The 13,307-nt window shown below is 72.8% G+C and carries 17 protein-coding genes; 8 read left to right on the top strand and 9 right to left on the bottom strand.

Annotated features, from left to right (window positions below; all coding sequences use genetic code 11):
• Positions 1 to 17 precede the first annotated feature (17 nt).
• Positions 18 to 647 carry an NADPH-dependent F420 reductase gene (locus ACSYGO_RS39505; protein WP_460389552.1) on the bottom strand — a complete coding sequence of 210 codons (630 nt, stop codon included), beginning with the start codon at positions 645 to 647 and terminating at the stop codon, positions 18 to 20.
• Positions 648 to 942: 295 nt separating this feature from the next.
• Here ACSYGO_RS39505 and ACSYGO_RS39500 point away from each other — a divergent pair, with 295 nt between their 5' ends.
• Positions 943 to 1,794, top strand: coding sequence for an endo alpha-1,4 polygalactosaminidase (locus ACSYGO_RS39500; RefSeq protein ID WP_460389551.1), 852 nt, complete (start codon positions 943 to 945; stop codon positions 1,792 to 1,794).
• 221 nt (positions 1,795 to 2,015) lie between these two features.
• Positions 2,016 to 3,776 (top strand): phospholipid carrier-dependent glycosyltransferase, encoded by a 1,761-nt coding sequence (locus ACSYGO_RS39495; RefSeq protein WP_460389550.1) that lies wholly within the window; start codon positions 2,016 to 2,018, stop codon positions 3,774 to 3,776.
• Here ACSYGO_RS39495 and ACSYGO_RS39490 read toward each other — a convergent pair.
• Together ACSYGO_RS39490 and ACSYGO_RS39485 are read right to left on the bottom strand one after the other, a co-directional pair.
• On the bottom strand, positions 3,761 to 4,315 hold the full coding sequence (locus ACSYGO_RS39490; RefSeq protein ID WP_460389549.1) for a flavoprotein: 555 nt from the start codon (positions 4,313 to 4,315) through the stop codon (positions 3,761 to 3,763). The genes ACSYGO_RS39495 and ACSYGO_RS39490 overlap by 16 nt on opposite strands.
• 173 nt (positions 4,316 to 4,488) lie before the next feature.
• A complete protein-coding gene (locus ACSYGO_RS39485) occupies positions 4,489 to 4,947 on the bottom strand; it encodes a DUF1348 family protein (protein ID WP_426676631.1) in 459 nt (152 codons plus the stop codon).
• Between the two features lie 103 nt (positions 4,948 to 5,050).
• Between ACSYGO_RS39485 and ACSYGO_RS39480 the strand changes: the two genes are divergently transcribed.
• Positions 5,051 to 5,668: a TetR/AcrR family transcriptional regulator gene (locus tag ACSYGO_RS39480; RefSeq protein ID WP_460389548.1), complete on the top strand. Its 618-nt coding sequence runs from the start codon at positions 5,051 to 5,053 to the stop codon at positions 5,666 to 5,668.
• A 9-nt stretch (positions 5,669 to 5,677) separates the two neighbouring features.
• Here ACSYGO_RS39480 and ACSYGO_RS39475 read toward each other — a convergent pair whose 3' ends face one another.
• Positions 5,678 to 5,917, bottom strand: a complete 240-nt coding sequence (locus tag ACSYGO_RS39475; protein ID WP_460389547.1) for a hypothetical protein — start codon at positions 5,915 to 5,917, stop codon at positions 5,678 to 5,680.
• Between the two features lie 53 nt (positions 5,918 to 5,970).
• On the opposite strand from ACSYGO_RS39475, the gene ACSYGO_RS39470 reads away from it, so the two are divergent.
• Positions 5,971 to 6,222 carry a hypothetical protein gene (locus tag ACSYGO_RS39470; protein WP_460389546.1) on the top strand — a complete coding sequence of 84 codons (252 nt, stop codon included), beginning with the start codon at positions 5,971 to 5,973 and terminating at the stop codon, positions 6,220 to 6,222.
• An 18-nt stretch (positions 6,223 to 6,240) separates the two neighbouring features.
• Here the strand turns inward: ACSYGO_RS39470 and ACSYGO_RS39465 are convergent, their stop codons facing one another.
• Together ACSYGO_RS39465 and ACSYGO_RS39460 are read right to left on the bottom strand one after the other, a co-directional pair.
• Complete coding sequence (locus ACSYGO_RS39465; RefSeq protein ID WP_028798621.1) at positions 6,241 to 6,435, bottom strand: ferredoxin; 195 nt, start codon at positions 6,433 to 6,435, stop codon at positions 6,241 to 6,243.
• 19 nt (positions 6,436 to 6,454) lie between these two features.
• Positions 6,455 to 7,657, bottom strand: coding sequence for a cytochrome P450 (locus tag ACSYGO_RS39460; RefSeq protein ID WP_460389545.1), 1,203 nt, complete (start codon positions 7,655 to 7,657; stop codon positions 6,455 to 6,457).
• Between the two features lie 358 nt (positions 7,658 to 8,015).
• Between ACSYGO_RS39460 and ACSYGO_RS39455 the strand changes: the two genes are divergently transcribed.
• Both ACSYGO_RS39455 and ACSYGO_RS39450 read left to right on the top strand, forming a co-directional pair.
• Positions 8,016 to 8,648, top strand: a complete 633-nt coding sequence (locus ACSYGO_RS39455) for a LysE/ArgO family amino acid transporter (RefSeq protein WP_426676636.1) — start codon at positions 8,016 to 8,018, stop codon at positions 8,646 to 8,648.
• Between the two features lie 123 nt (positions 8,649 to 8,771).
• On the top strand, positions 8,772 to 9,215 hold the full coding sequence (locus tag ACSYGO_RS39450) for a nitroreductase family deazaflavin-dependent oxidoreductase (protein ID WP_426676637.1): 444 nt from the start codon (positions 8,772 to 8,774) through the stop codon (positions 9,213 to 9,215).
• Between the two features lie 109 nt (positions 9,216 to 9,324).
• Here the strand turns inward: ACSYGO_RS39450 and ACSYGO_RS39445 are convergent, their stop codons facing one another.
• Positions 9,325 to 10,269 (bottom strand): cation diffusion facilitator family transporter, encoded by a 945-nt coding sequence (locus tag ACSYGO_RS39445; protein WP_426676915.1) that lies wholly within the window; start codon positions 10,267 to 10,269, stop codon positions 9,325 to 9,327.
• Between the two features lie 388 nt (positions 10,270 to 10,657).
• Between ACSYGO_RS39445 and ACSYGO_RS39440 the strand changes: the two genes are divergently transcribed.
• Positions 10,658 to 11,674 (top strand): glutathione S-transferase family protein, encoded by a 1,017-nt coding sequence (locus tag ACSYGO_RS39440; RefSeq protein WP_426676638.1) that lies wholly within the window; start codon positions 10,658 to 10,660, stop codon positions 11,672 to 11,674.
• A gap of 25 nt (positions 11,675 to 11,699) precedes the next feature.
• Positions 11,700 to 12,005: a DUF4235 domain-containing protein gene (locus ACSYGO_RS39435; RefSeq protein WP_345652540.1), complete on the top strand. Its 306-nt coding sequence runs from the start codon at positions 11,700 to 11,702 to the stop codon at positions 12,003 to 12,005.
• A 93-nt stretch (positions 12,006 to 12,098) separates the two neighbouring features.
• Here the strand turns inward: ACSYGO_RS39435 and ACSYGO_RS39430 are convergent, their stop codons facing one another.
• Positions 12,099 to 12,491 carry a VOC family protein gene (locus tag ACSYGO_RS39430; RefSeq protein WP_426676639.1) on the bottom strand — a complete coding sequence of 131 codons (393 nt, stop codon included), beginning with the start codon at positions 12,489 to 12,491 and terminating at the stop codon, positions 12,099 to 12,101.
• Between the two features lie 76 nt (positions 12,492 to 12,567).
• Complete coding sequence (locus ACSYGO_RS39425; protein WP_432187479.1) at positions 12,568 to 13,029, bottom strand: pyridoxamine 5'-phosphate oxidase family protein; 462 nt, start codon at positions 13,027 to 13,029, stop codon at positions 12,568 to 12,570.
• Between the last annotated feature and the right edge of the window lie 278 nt (positions 13,030 to 13,307).

Raw genomic sequence — 13,307 nt, 5'->3', positions numbered from 1 at the left:
TGACAATAAGCCCCGAATCAGGGCTCCATGACGAGGTGAAGGGTGGCCAGCGGGCCGCCGGGGACCTGCTGGAGCCGTCCGCCCTCGGCCAACGGGCCGAGATCCACGGCCGCCCAGCCCACCCGTCCGGCGATCCGCGCCACTCGGCCGTTGGCGCCCGGGTGGTTGCCGGAGAGAAAGATCACACGCCGTCCGGCCGGGGTCCGCGGGTCGGCGCCGAGGACGTCCGGCCGCAGCGTGTTGAACGCCTTCACCAGCCGGGATCCGGGCACCAGGCCGGCGACGACCTCGCTGGAGGTCCGGCCACCGGGGTCGTCGGGCCCGGAGCCGGGCGGACCGGGCGGGTGGCCGATCGGGGGGCCGGACGGGTTGGTGGTGTCGATGACGATCCGTTCCTGCCAGTCGGACACGGCGGCCGCGGCCACCGCCGCGCACAGCCGCCGCCACGGTACGGCGAGGACGACGACCTCCTCCTCGGCCGCCTCGGCGACGGTGCCGGCCAGCAGGCCCGGCCCCGTCGAGGAGACGAGCCCCCGCAACGACCTAGGCCCGCGGCTGTTGCTGATGACGACCTGCTCGCCCGCGGCGACGAACCGGCCGGCGAGGGCCCGGCCGACGGCTCCGGCACCGATGATTCCGATGGTCATGGTGTGCTTGCTCTCCTCGATGTGCCGCGTTCCGGTGAGGGGCGTCCCGGTCGCGAGGTGCGGCCAGCATCGGCCCCGGCGGCACCGCCGGGTATCCGTCGGGTGACCGGCGCGTTCCGATCGGCCGCCTTGACTCGGGCGCAATCACACGATTTGATCCTGCACGTGCCGTGGTGTCACCCGGCACACCAGAGGTGCGCCCAGCCGGTAGCGGACTCCGTTCAAGTCCGGCCCAAGTCGCCAGGATCGCGGGAAGCGTCCGAGGCGGGGTCGTACTCGCGAGTGCTGGAGCACCATGCCCGACACACGTGTTTCCCTCGTCAGGGGGACGGCCGCGGCTGCCCTGACGCTGGTGCTGGCGCTGGCCGGCTGCGGCGCGGGCGGGGACACCGATGCCTCCCCGAAGGGCTCCGCGCCGGCGGGGTCCGGCAAGGACGCGGTCGAACTCCCGCCGCTGCACGCGGACTTCGACTACCAGATCGGCGGCGCCTATCCCCCGCCCGCCGGGGTCCGTGTCGTCAGCCGGGACCGTGCCGCGTCCCCCGCACCGGGCCTCTACAACGTCTGCTACGTGAACGCCTTCCAGGCGCAGCCACAGGAGCGCGGGCAGTGGCCCGCCGACCTGCTGCTGCGGGACGCCCGGGGCAAGGTCGTCGTCGACGAGGACTGGGACGAGGCTCTGCTCGACATCCGTACGCCGGCCAAGCGCAAGCGGGTGGCCGAGCGGGTCGGCCGGTGGATCGACGACTGCGCCGACAAGGGCTTCGACGCCGTCGAGCCGGACAACTACGACAGCTACACGCGCTCGCACCGTCTGCTGACCGCCGGCGACGCGACCGCGTTCATCACGCTGCTGTCGGCCCGCGCGCACGCCCGGCACCTGGCCATCGGCCAGAAGAACACGGTGGAGCTGGCGGGCGTACGGGCACGCACCGGGCTCGACTTCGCGGTGGCGGAGGAGTGCGGCGAGTACGACGAGTGCGGGGAGTACGCGAAGGCGTTCCACGACCGGGTGCTGGTCGTCGAGTACACGGACAGCGGCCTGCGCAAGGCCCGTTCGGGCTACGGTGACCGGCTGAGCATCGTGCGCCGCGATGTGCTGGTGTCGACACCGGACAGCGCGGACTACGTACGCAGGACCCGCTGACGGAGGCCCGGGGCGAGGTACCTGATTCCTCGCCGGTCTCCGGCGCGCGGAGCGGCCCGTACGGAACCACCGTGTGCCGCACGCGCCCGGACGGGCCGCGGTGCATACTCGTCTCCCTGCCGTCCGTCCGGGCGGTCGTGGCAGGTCCGCGGACCGGTGCGCGCCCGAATCCGGGAGCTCCCGGATGAGCAGGCCCGTACGGAGCGGACGTAACCAAGGGCATGTCCACATTCTTGGCCGGCAGGCACGACGAGCAGCTCCCGGTGAGCGGTGCGGAGCTCCCTCGGCGACGGCGGCTGCCGCGGCGGCACCGGCGTCTGCTGTTCGTCCTGGCCGTGGTCGCGCTGCTGGCCCAGATGGCGGTGGCGATGGTCACGACGGCGGTGCAGCAGACCCCGACGATCGACGAGCCGGTCTACGTGGGTACGGCCGTGGTGTACACGCAGCAGCACAGCCTGCGCTACAACCCCGAGCACCCGCCGCTGGGCAAACTGATCATCGCGAGCGGGCTGGTCTTCGCCCACCCGCACCTGGACGAGGGGTTCACGGGTGATCAGACGGAGCTCGGGCGGCGCGTGCTGTACGAGTCGGGCAACGACCCCTGGCGGATGATGTTCTGGGCGCGGCTGCCGGTGATGGTGCTGACGCTGCTGTTCGGCCTGGTCGTTCTGGCGTTCGCCGGGGAACTCGTAGGCCCGGTGGGCGGGTTGACGGCGCTGGCGCTGTACGCCTTCTCGCCCGACGTGATCGCGCACGGCTCGCTGGCCACGCTCGACGTCCCCGCGTCGGGCTTTCTGCTGACCTCGGTGTGGCTGCTGTGGCGGGCCCGGCGGCGTCCGGTCCTCCACCTGCCGCTCGCGGGGGCGGCGCTGGGCGCGGCACTCGCCACCAAGATGAGCATGCTGCCCGCCGTCCCGGTGCTGCTGCTCCTGGCGGCATGGTCGGTGTGGCACGCGCGCCGGTCCGGCCCGCCGACCACCGGTCCGGCGGAGGACAGTGGGGCGGTCGACGGCCCGGCCGCGGACGGGCCGTCCGGCAGGCGGGGGTGGGTCCGGCTCCTCGGGTTCGGCGCGGCGGGCGCGGCCGGTACGGCGCTGGTGGCCGTCGCCGTGGTGTGGGCCGCCTATCTGGCGGTCGACCCGCGGCTGCGCTGGACGGCGCCCGCGGACCTGCCTCCGGTGCACGGCCTGCGCGCACTGCTCGTCGACGCGCTGCCGTTCCCTCGGCCGTACCGGGACGGCATGCGTGTGCAGTTCGGCTTCGAGAACGCGACCTGGCAGGGCTTCCTGTTCGGCCGTCTCTACGCGGGTTCGCTCTGGTACTACCTTCCGGCGGCGCTGCTGGTGAAGACGCCGCTCGGCATGCTCGCGCTGTGGGCGGCCGGGGCGGCCGCGCTGCTCATGGTGCCCCGGCTGCGGCCCACGGCCCCGTACGTCCTGATCCCCCCGGCGCTGCTGCTGGGCACGGCCATGCTGGGGTCCCGCGACCTCGGGGTGCGCTACGCCCTGTTCGTACCGGTGTTCCTCGCGGTCGCGGCGGCCTGCGTCGTGGCCTTCGGGCGTCGCTGGGCACGCGGGGTCACGGTGGCGCTGGTGCTGTTCGTCGCCGTCAGTTCGCTGGCGACCTACCCCTTCTATCTGCCGTACTCGAACGAGGCGTTCGGCGGGCCGTCGAAGACCCGGCTGCGCCTGCACGACTCGAACGTCGACTGGGGGCAGGACCTGGGGCGGCTCGCCGACCGGCTGCGCGAGCGGTACCCGCGGGAGAAGGTGTGGCTCGTCTACAAGGGTGCCGGCGTGCCGTCGGCGTACGGCATCCACGCGGCCGATCCCCGCACGGCGGACCCGGACGACGTGCACGGGCTGCTCGTCGTCTCGGACACCTCGGTCGCGAAGGCCGACGACCGGCTGGCGGCGCTGCTGGCCACCAGCCGGCCGATCGACGACGTCGGCCACTCGATCACCGTCTACCGCAGGCCCTGAGCCGCCGCGTTCTCGGGGGTGAGCAGGTCCAGCACCCGCTCCCAGCGGAACTCCGGGCGAGCGCCGTCCTGTCGGGGCTCACCGGAGTACGGGTCCCCGAAGCGGACACCCATCCCCCGCAGCCGCTCGACGCTCGCGCGGTAGGCGGGGTGTGACGCCAGCGCCTCGTTCACGCACGGGAGTACGGCGATCGGGACGCCGAGCCCGTACGCCTCGCACAGGGTGCCCAGGGCGAGGGTGTCCGATATGCCGACGGCCCACTTGTTCACGGTGTTGAAGGTGGCCGGGGCGACGGCCACCGCGTCGGGGGCCGGGAACGGACGCGGGTCGCCGGGGGCGCGCCAGGCGGAGCGGATCGGGCGGCCGGTCTGCTCCCGCACGGCGGTCGCGTCGATGAAGCCGAGGCCCTGCGGGGTGGCGATGACGCCGACCTCCCAGTCCCGCTCCTGTGCCGCGGTGATCAGGTCGCCGACGTCCTCGGCGATGCCGGCCGCGCAGACGACGACGTAGAGGAAGGGCTTTTCCGCGTGTTCGCTCACGCGGAAACCCTAAGGGCTGTCCCGTAGTCCTTGGCGGGCGCACGACGACAGCCACGGCACCTCGCCGCGTTGTCGGATCGCCCGAGTACGCCCAGTACGAGGACGGCCCTCCGCCTTGCGATGCACCGCATCCGACGCCACGCGCCGATCCACCAGGGACTACGGAACAGCCCTCAGTGAACGGGGAAGGACGCCCCGCGCTCCGCCTCCGGACGCGGACCGAGGATCCGGCGCTCCTTCTCCTCGATGCGCACGTCGTTGATGCTGGCCTCACGCCGCGTCATGAGTCCGTGCTCGTCGAACTCCCACAGCTCGTTCCCGTAGGAGCGCCACCACTGGCCCTCGGCGTCGCGCGCCTCGTACTGGAAGCGGACGGCGATGCGGTTGCCGTCGAAGGCCCAGAGGTCCTTGCGCAGGGCGTACTCGCGCTCGCGCGCCCACTTCGCGGTGAGCAGCTCCACGATCTCGGCGCGGCCGGTGACGAAGGTGTCGCGGTTGCGCCAGACCGAGTCCTGCGAGTAGGCGAGCGAGACCTTGTGCGGGTCCCGGGTGTTCCAGGCGTCCTCGGCGGCCTGGACCTTCTGGGCGGCGGTCTCCCGGGTGAAGGGCGGCAGGGGCGGGCGGTCCGTCATGGCGATTCCTCGGTTCGGTGTCGGGAACACGACTGAGAACGTCCGTTCTCACTCTGGCTGCTAACCTAGAGAACGACCGTTCTCACGTCAAGGAGACCTCCGCATGGACCGCACGACCGCCCGGGACCAGGCCCTCGCCCGCGCCCGGGAGCAGGCGCTCGACGCGGCCGAGGAGCTGTTCTACGGCCGTGGTGTGCAGAGCGTCGGGATGGACGACATCCGCGGCGCGTCAGGGGTCTCGCTCAAGCGGCTGTACCAGCTGTTCCCCGCCAAGGACCGGCTCGTGGAGGCGTACCTGGAACGGCGCGACCTGCGCTGGCGCGGGCGGCTGGCCGAGCACGTCGACCGCCACGAGCAGCCCGAGGAGCGCATCCTGGCCGTCTTCGAGTGGCTGGGACGGTGGTTCGCCGAGCCCGGCTTCCGCGGCTGCGCCTGGATCAACGCGTACGGCGAACTGGGCACCACCTCCCCCGGCGTCACCGACCGGGTCACGGCGCACAAGGAGGCGTTCAGGGACTACCTGGGCGGCCTCGTGTCCGACGCCGGGCTCCCCTCCGTGCTCACCGGCCGGCTCTTCCTGCTGGCCGAGGGGGCCATGGTGACCGCCGGCATCACCCGGAGCGCGGAGCCGGCGGGTCAGGCGGCGGACGCGGCGCGCGTGCTGCTGGCGGCCGGGCGGCAGGACGCCGCCGGCGGGGCACGGCACGGCGGCAGGGGATGAGGGTGCCGCTCAGGAGGCGAGTGCCGTGACCTCCGCCCGCGCCGCCGCGAGCGACGCCGCCGCGAGCCCCTCGAAGCCCGCGAGATGCGCTACCTCCCGCGCGCGGGTCAGCTCGGCGGCCACCGGAAGGAGCCGCTCGTCCGGCACTCCGAGACTGCGGAAGTAGGCCCGCAGGGAGGGCGTCTGGAAGTCGAGGCCCCCGCGGGGCGCGCCCGGTCCGTAGCCCCCGCCGCGCGCCATGACCACCACGACGCGCGTCTCCCGCAGCCCGATAGGTGTGTGCGTGAGCCGACCCCGTCACCGTGCCTGCCGGCACGGTGACGGTGGTCCGCGGCGCGCGGGCGGTCGCCGAGGAGACGGCGCTCCTGCGGGAGCGGGCGCGTCACGCGGCGACGGCGCTGGTCGACGGGACCGTGGGACTGGTCGTCGCCCCGCGCGGACGGCTGCTCATCGCCCTCACCCCGAGGGTCGAGGACGAACGGATCACGGCGTACGAGGTGATCGCCGATCCTGGACGCCAGCGCCGCCTGGAGCTCGCCCTCCTGGAGCGGTGACGGCCGGGGCGTCCGCCCTCAGGTCCCGGTCACCGTGATGGCGCCGACCGGGCAGGCCCGCGCCGCCTCCCGCACCATGGGGTCGCCGCCGCCGTCCTCGCGACCGGGCAGCAGCTCGCTGAATCCGTCGTCGTCCTGTGTGAAGACGTTCGGGGCGGCCAACGCGCACTGTCCGGCGCCGATGCACACGTTCTTGTCGATCGAGATCTCGATGCTCATGCCCGAAAGCCTCTTACCAGGTCACGGGGAGTTCCAGCATCCCCTGGATCGTGTCCCCGGGTTTGAACGCGATGGTGTCCGCCGGGGCGTCGAGCCGCAGCCCGGGGAAGCGGTCGAAGAGCGACAGCAGCGCGATCTCCATCTCGGCGCGCGCCAGGTTCTGGCCCAGGCACTGGTGGATGCCGAAGCCGAACGCGAGGTGCTGGCGGGTGGAACGGTGCCAGTCCAGGTCGTCCGGTTCCGGGAAGGTGTGCTCGTCGCGGTTGATGACCGAGGTGGAGAAGACGACGCCCTCGCCGGCACGGATGGTCGTCCCCGCCGTCTCGATGTCCTCGACGGCGACGCGCAGCAGACCGTCCGCGATGGACAAGAAGCGCAGCAACTCCTCGACGGCGGCGGGCATCAGGGCCGGATCGGCCCGCAGTTCGGCCAGCTGCTCGGGGTGCCTCAGCAGGGTGAACGTGCCGAGCGAGATCATGTTGGCCGTGGTCTCGTGCCCGGCGACGAGCAGGATCGTGGCCAGCGAGATCAGTTCCTCGCGGTCCAGCGCCCCCTCGCTCAGCCGCTCCCGGACGAGCTCGTCGAGGAGCCCGTCGCCCTGTCCGCCGTGCTTGCGGTCGATCAAGGTGCCGAAGTACGCGTCCAGGGCCTCGCGCGCCTTCTCGGTGTCGGCCGCGGTGGGCCCGCGCAGCAGCCTGCGGGACTGCTCCTCGAAGAAGTCGTGGTCTTCGTAGGGCACGCCGAGCAGGGCGCAGATGACCATGGACGGCACGGGCAGCGCGAAGGCGTCGACCAGCTCCGCGGGCGGGCCCTGCCGCTCCATCCGGTCCAGGAGGCGGTCGACGGTCTCCTGGATGCGCGGCCGGAGACCGGCGATCCGTTTGAGGGTGAAGCTCGGGACCAGCATCCGCCGCTGGGTGCGGTGCTCGGGGTCGTCGAGACCGAGCAGCGCGACACGGCGGTTGCGGACCTCGGCGAACCGTCGTGTCGGCGCCGGGAAGGCGGGCCGGGTGCGGTCCGACGACAGCCGCGGGTCGGCCAGCAGGTCGCGGGCGGCGCCGTGGCCCGTGACGACCCATACGGTCCTGCCGTCGAACAGGGAGACCCGTGAGAGCGGGCGAGCCTCACGCAGCGGGTCGTAGGCGGTGGGCGGGTGATAGGGACACGTGCGGTCCTGGGGGAAGGCAACCGGATCTGTCGTGAGGGGTTCTGTCATGGATGACCTCGCAAGCGCTGGTTCCCTCTTGCCGATCTTCATTAGATGCCCGGGGCATCTAGGCGGCCACGCGAAGTTCGGCCAGATGCCCCGGATCGGCGATCTGTCCGAAGCCCGTGCGGCGGACCTCCTGTTTCCTCGGACTTCCGGCCCGTGCGACGGGCCCGGCGCCTCCCGCGTGGCCTGATCTGCCTCGGCGCGGCCCCCGCGTAATTGGCTTGCGTGGGCGGATCCGGTGGCCCGAGGATCTGCCCATGCCCACGATCGAAGCCTTTCTGCCGCCGACTTCCGCCGCCGCTCGTCCGGTGCGGGTCCAGCAGCAGCCCGGCCGACCGCGGAGGCCCTCGCTCCCTCGGTCGTGACCGCCGCGCTCGTCGCGGGGCTCGTCGCGGGCTATGGCATCGCCATGCCCGTCGGGGCCGTCGCGACATATCTAGTGTCCCTCACCGCACGTACGTCCCTTCGGACGGGCGCCTGCGCGGCGCTCGGCGTCGCGACCGCGGACGGGCTGTACGCCTTGGTCGCCGCACTGGGCGGTGCGGCGCTCGCGGCCACGCTGCGGCCGGTCATGGTCCCGCTGCGGTGGGCCTCGGCGCTCGTCCTGGCCGTGCTCGCGGTCCGGGGTGCGACCGCCGCGGTCCGTCAGTACCGCGGGCGGCGATCGGCCGCCCGGACGGGACAGGACCCGCCCCGGCCGGCCCGCGCCTACCTGGCGCTGCTCGGCATCACGCTGCTCAACCCGACCACCGTCGTGTACTTCGCCGCGCTGGTGCTCGGCAGCGGCTCCGCCGAAGCGGCGGCTCCCCTGGAGCAGGGGGTGTTCGTGCTCGCCGCGTTCGCCGCGTCCGCGAGCTGGCAGCTCATGCTGGCCTGTGGCGGAGCGCTGCTCGGCCGCGCCCTGACCGGACACCGCGGACGGCTGGTGACGGCGCTCGCGTCCAGCGCGGTGATCACGGCGCTCGCCGTCCGCATGCTCCTGGCGGCACCGTGAACGGCCCGGGGCCGCCCGGCGACAGGACGCGCGGGGCGGCGTTGCGGACGATCGGCGTCCGCTCTGGTGTTGAATCGTGCCGACAGCACGACCCGGCTACGACACGACGATGGGACGGAAGCCATGCCGCTCGAGGGCGAGTACGAGCCCAGCCCGGCTCAGTGGGTGCGGGACCAGGTGGAGCTGTACGAGAGTTCCGGCGGGACCAAGGGGACGACGCTGCTCGACACGGGCCTGCCCGTCATCATCCTCACGACCCGTGGCGCCAAGAGCGGGAAGATCCGCAAGACGCCGCTGATGCGTGTCGAGCACGACGGGCGGTACGCCGTCGTCGCCTCGCAGGGCGGCGCCCCCAAGCACCCCGTCTGGTACCACAACGTCCTGTCCGATCCGCACGTGGAGCTCCAGGACGGCCCCGTGCGCCAGGACATGACGGCCCGTGAGCTCAGCGGCGACGAGAAGGCCCGGTGGTGGGAGCGGGCCGTCGCGGCGTACCCCCCGTACGCCGAGTACCAGGAGAAGACCGACCGGGTCATCCCCGTCTTCCTGCTGGAGCCGTCGGCCTGATCCCCACGTCTGCGGGGCCGGACCGCCGGGCCGTCACAGGGGTCCGTACCGCCGCCGGAAAATCTTGGAATCGGTGCGCATGATCCGCCGGGTGCCGGGCACCCGAGCGTCAGGCCCCGCCGCGCTCCCCCGTCGCGGCGGGGCTTTCCGCTGCCCGCGCGCCGCGTGCGGCCGCCCGTGCCGTCCGCGCGTCGGTGACGTCGAGGAAGATCTGGTCGGCATCCGGGAAGGTGTGGGCGACGGAGCGCTTGATGCGCACCGCGACGTCCTCCACCTCCTCGCTGTCGAGCCCGGGGACGAGGTCGATCCGCGCGGCGACCAGTGTCGAGTCCAGGCCCAGCTCCATGGTGAGCAGCGCCTCCACGCTGTCGATCTCGGGCTGCGCCTCCAGCAGGGCGCGGATCCTGCCGCGCTGCTCCTCGTCGGCTGCCCGGCCGATCAACTGGTCGCGTGCCTCGCGGCCCAGCCGGTGGGCGACGTACATGAGCAGCACCCCGATGCCGAGGGAGGCGGCGGCCTCCCACACGACCTGGCCGGTGACCATGTGCAGCGCCATGCCGGCCATGGCGAGGACCACGCCGAGCACCGCCGTGCCGTCCTCGGCGACGACCGTGCGCAGCGCGGGGTCCCGCATGCCGTCCGTGCCGCCCTGCCGGTGCGCCTGGTGGAGCGCCCGCCACAGGGAGGCGCCCTCGGCGAGGAAGGCCACCCCGAGGACCACGAGCCCGGCGCGGTAGCCCCCGAGGGACTCCTCGGCGCCGCTGCGCAGTGCCTCGATCCCCTGGAAGAAGGAGAAGCAGCCGCCCATGACGAAGATGCCGACCGCGGCCAGCAGGGACCAGAAGAACCGCTCCTTGCCGTAGCCGAAGGGGTGCCGGCTGTCGGCGGGGCGGCGGCTGCGGCGCAGGGCGGCGAGGAGGAACACCTCGTTCAGGCTGTCGGCCACGGAGTGCGCGGCCTCTGAGAGGAGGGCCGGTGAACCCGCGAGCAGGCCTCCTACCGCCTTGGCCGCGGCGATCAGTAGATTGGCACCCAGTGCCACCAGCACGGTGATCCGGGTCTTCCGGTCCGATCCGCCCGAGGAGGACGAACCGTCCGATGGAGCCGAGTGGTCCGGGGGAGCCGGATGGTCCGCAGGCGCCGGCCGGTCGGCGGAATCGGGGCGGCCCCGGGGGTCGGGGCGGTCCCGGTCTCGCGGAGGGGACGGCTGCTCCGGGCGGTCCTGGCCACGGGGAGGGGACGGCTGCTCCGGGCGGTCCTGGCCACGGGGAGGGGACGGCTGGTCCGGGTGGTCCGGGGGCGAGCCGTTCGGCCTGTTCGTCGGGTCGTTGCGCACCCCGTCCGGCTTCCCGGGTCCGCGTACCTCACACCGTGGTGGCGGCCTGAATCGAGCCCGTTCACCGGGGCACCCGTAGCAGGGCACAGCAGGGAGGCGAGACCCCATGGGCGAGAGCGCGGGCAACGCGAGTCTCGGCAAGAAGGCGTTCAAAAGGTCCCGGAGCCACTTCGCGGACCGCATCACGGCGGACGGCCGCGACGGCTGGCCGGTGGAGGCGGGGCGCTACCGGCTGGTCGTCAGCCGTGCCTGCCCCTGGGCGAGCCGCGCGCTGATCTCCCGGCGGCTGCTCGGTCTGGAGGGCGCCCTGTCGCTGGCGGTGGCCGATCCCGTCCAGGACGACCGGAGCTGGCGCTTCACCCTGGACCCGGACGGCCGGGACCCGGTGCTCGGCATCCGCTTCCTCGGCGAGGCCTACGACGCACGGGAGAAGGACTACCCCGGCGGTGTCAGCGTGCCGGCCGTGGTGGACGTGCCGAGCGGCAGGCTGGTCACCAACGACTACCAGCAGATCACGCTGGATCTCGCCACCGAGTGGACGGCCCTGCACCGGGAAGGGGCACCGGACCTCTACCCGGAACGGCTGCGGGGTGAGATCGACGACGTCATGGCGGGCGTCTACGAGGACGTCAACAACGGCGTGTACCGGGCGGGTTTCGCGACGGGACAGGAGGAGTACGAGGAAGCCTGCGCGGGGGTCTTCCGTCGGCTGGAGCAGCTGGCCGGGCGGCTGGCGGACCGCCGGTACCTGGTCGGCGACGCGATCAGCGAGGCGGACATCCGGCTGTTCACCACGCTCGTCCGCTTCGACGCCGTCTACCACGGCCACTTCAAGTGCAACCGCTGGAAACTGACGGAGAACCAGGTCCTGTGGGCGTACGCCCGTGACCTCTACCAGACGCCGGGATTCGGTGACACCGTCGACTTCGACCACATCAAACGGCACTACTACCAAGTCCACACCGGCATCAACCCGACCGGGATCGTCCCCCTCGGACCGGACCTGGCGGGCTGGCTGACGCCCCATCACCGCGAACGGCTCGGCGGGCGGCCCTTCGGAGAGGGAACCGCACCGGGCCCGGTGCCCGAGGACGAACGCGTCCCGGCACACGGACGTCCCTGACCGCACACGCAACGGAGAGACCCAGGTGTCCAGGAAGAAGCAGCAGAAGAAGCTCAAACTCGTCTACAAGCCGGTCGGCATGGCGCTGAGCTGGGCGGGCGGTGCCCTCGCCGGGCTCGCCTTCCAGCAGGCGTGGAAGGCGATACGGCACGAGGACGACGCTCCCGACGCCCTGGACAAGGACCGCGGCTGGGGCGAGATCCTGCTGGCCGCCGCGGTCCAGGGCGCGATCTTCGCCGTCGTGCGCAGCGCGGTGGACCGCACGGGCGCTAAGGCCATCGAGCGCTCCACCGGCGTGTGGCCGTCCGCGGACAAGGGCGGCCGGGACTGACACGCACCGGCCCGGCGGGGCGTGATCCGTGACGGAACTCCGTACGGACCACGCCCCGCCGGGCCGGCCCTGTGCGCCTCGGCGTTGCCCGCCTCAGCCCTGTTTGGGCGCCGTCGGGCGCGAGCAGCGCAGCGTGAAGGAGTGCCCGGCCGGGTCGGCATAGCCCCGCTCCTCGAAGGGGCCGGCCGCGTCCTTCGTCTCGATCGGCCGGCCGCCGAGGCCGATGATCCTGCGTTCGGCCTCGTCCAGGTCCTCCACGAGGAAGTCGAGGTGCACCTGGAGGGAGTTCTCGGGGCGCGGCCAGCTCGGCGGTGTCGCCGTCACGTCGCGGCGGAACGCCAGCCGGACGCCGTCGGCGCCGCGGATCTCCACGCGGTTCGCCGACGCGTCCGTCTCCTCGGCCTCGAGCAGTTGCTTGTAGAAGGCGGCGAGCTTCTCGGGCTCGACGCAGTCCAGCACCACGACGCCTGCCGTGACCAGTGCCATGTGTCCTCCGTAGGGTTCCGGGACGGCGCGGCGGCATCCGGCCGCCGCCGCGCCGTCTTCCCGGGTACCCCCGGATTCAGTCCGTCACGAGCCACTCGCCGTCGCGCATGAGGTCGCGGCCGGCGAGCTCCTCGACCTCGCGCCAGGCCTGGACGCGCTGCGGGGTGACGGTGAAGTACAGGTAGCGGGTGGTGAGTTCCCGCGGGTCGAAGCCGGTCTTGCGCGCGAAGGCGTCCCCGACTCCGTCCGGCAGCTCGGCGGCTTCCCGGGCCGTCACGGTGCCCTCGACGAGGACGACGTCGCGGGTCGCCCCGATGCCCAGGCGTGTCCTGCCGGTCGCCCGCAGGTTGCGGCCGGTGGGGCTCTCGGCCGGGGTGGCCACCAGCAGGGTCCTGCCGTCCCAGAGGTAGGACAGCGGGACCAGATACGGGGTTCCCCCCTCGCCGTCGGCCGTGGACACCCAGGCGTCGACGTCGTTCTCCAGCCGGTCGAGGGTGTCCTGCTTGCGCTGTTTCGCGGTGCGGGCGGGCGGGTTCATCGTCGGGCAGCCTCCTGGTGACGACGTGCGGAACGGTTCCGCGACCATCATGATCGAGCGCGGCGACGGGCACAGCTGTTCGCCCCTCTTTCCCGCTGTGCACGCCGGGTTCGCCCAGGGGGTGTCGTTTGGATCAGGTCGGATCAGGCCGCGGCGCATGGTGCGGTGCATCGCAAGGCGGAGCCTCACCCGCGTACTGGGCGTACTCGGGTGAGGCGACAACGCGGCGAGGTGCCGTGCCGGGCGTCGCGGACCCGAGCTGATCCAAACGACACCCC

Source organism: Streptomyces krungchingensis, from assembly GCF_054729265.1.
Note: the sequence above shows the minus strand (reverse complement) of the source record. Positions and strands in the feature narration are given on the sequence as shown.

Excerpts from the sequence above, each read along its gene's own strand:
- ACSYGO_RS39425 (WP_432187479.1), bottom strand. The coding sequence starts at position 13,029 with ATGAACCCGCCCGCCCGCACCGCGAAACAGCGCAAGCAGGACACCCTC.
- ACSYGO_RS39485 (WP_426676631.1), bottom strand. The coding sequence starts at position 4,947 with ATGACGGACCGCCCGCCCCTGCCGCCCTTCACCCGGGAGACCGCCGCC.
- ACSYGO_RS39505 (WP_460389552.1), bottom strand. The coding sequence starts at position 647 with ATGACCATCGGAATCATCGGTGCCGGAGCCGTCGGCCGGGCCCTCGCC.
- ACSYGO_RS39495 (WP_460389550.1), top strand. The coding sequence starts at position 2,016 with ATGTCCACATTCTTGGCCGGCAGGCACGACGAGCAGCTCCCGGTGAGC.
- ACSYGO_RS39450 (WP_426676637.1), top strand. The coding sequence starts at position 8,772 with ATGCCGCTCGAGGGCGAGTACGAGCCCAGCCCGGCTCAGTGGGTGCGG.
- ACSYGO_RS39500 (WP_460389551.1), top strand. The coding sequence starts at position 943 with ATGCCCGACACACGTGTTTCCCTCGTCAGGGGGACGGCCGCGGCTGCC.
- ACSYGO_RS39430 (WP_426676639.1), bottom strand. The coding sequence starts at position 12,491 with ATGGCACTGGTCACGGCAGGCGTCGTGGTGCTGGACTGCGTCGAGCCC.
- ACSYGO_RS39460 (WP_460389545.1), bottom strand. The coding sequence starts at position 7,657 with ATGACAGAACCCCTCACGACAGATCCGGTTGCCTTCCCCCAGGACCGC.
- ACSYGO_RS39480 (WP_460389548.1), top strand. The coding sequence starts at position 5,051 with ATGGACCGCACGACCGCCCGGGACCAGGCCCTCGCCCGCGCCCGGGAG.
- ACSYGO_RS39440 (WP_426676638.1), top strand. The coding sequence starts at position 10,658 with ATGGGCGAGAGCGCGGGCAACGCGAGTCTCGGCAAGAAGGCGTTCAAA.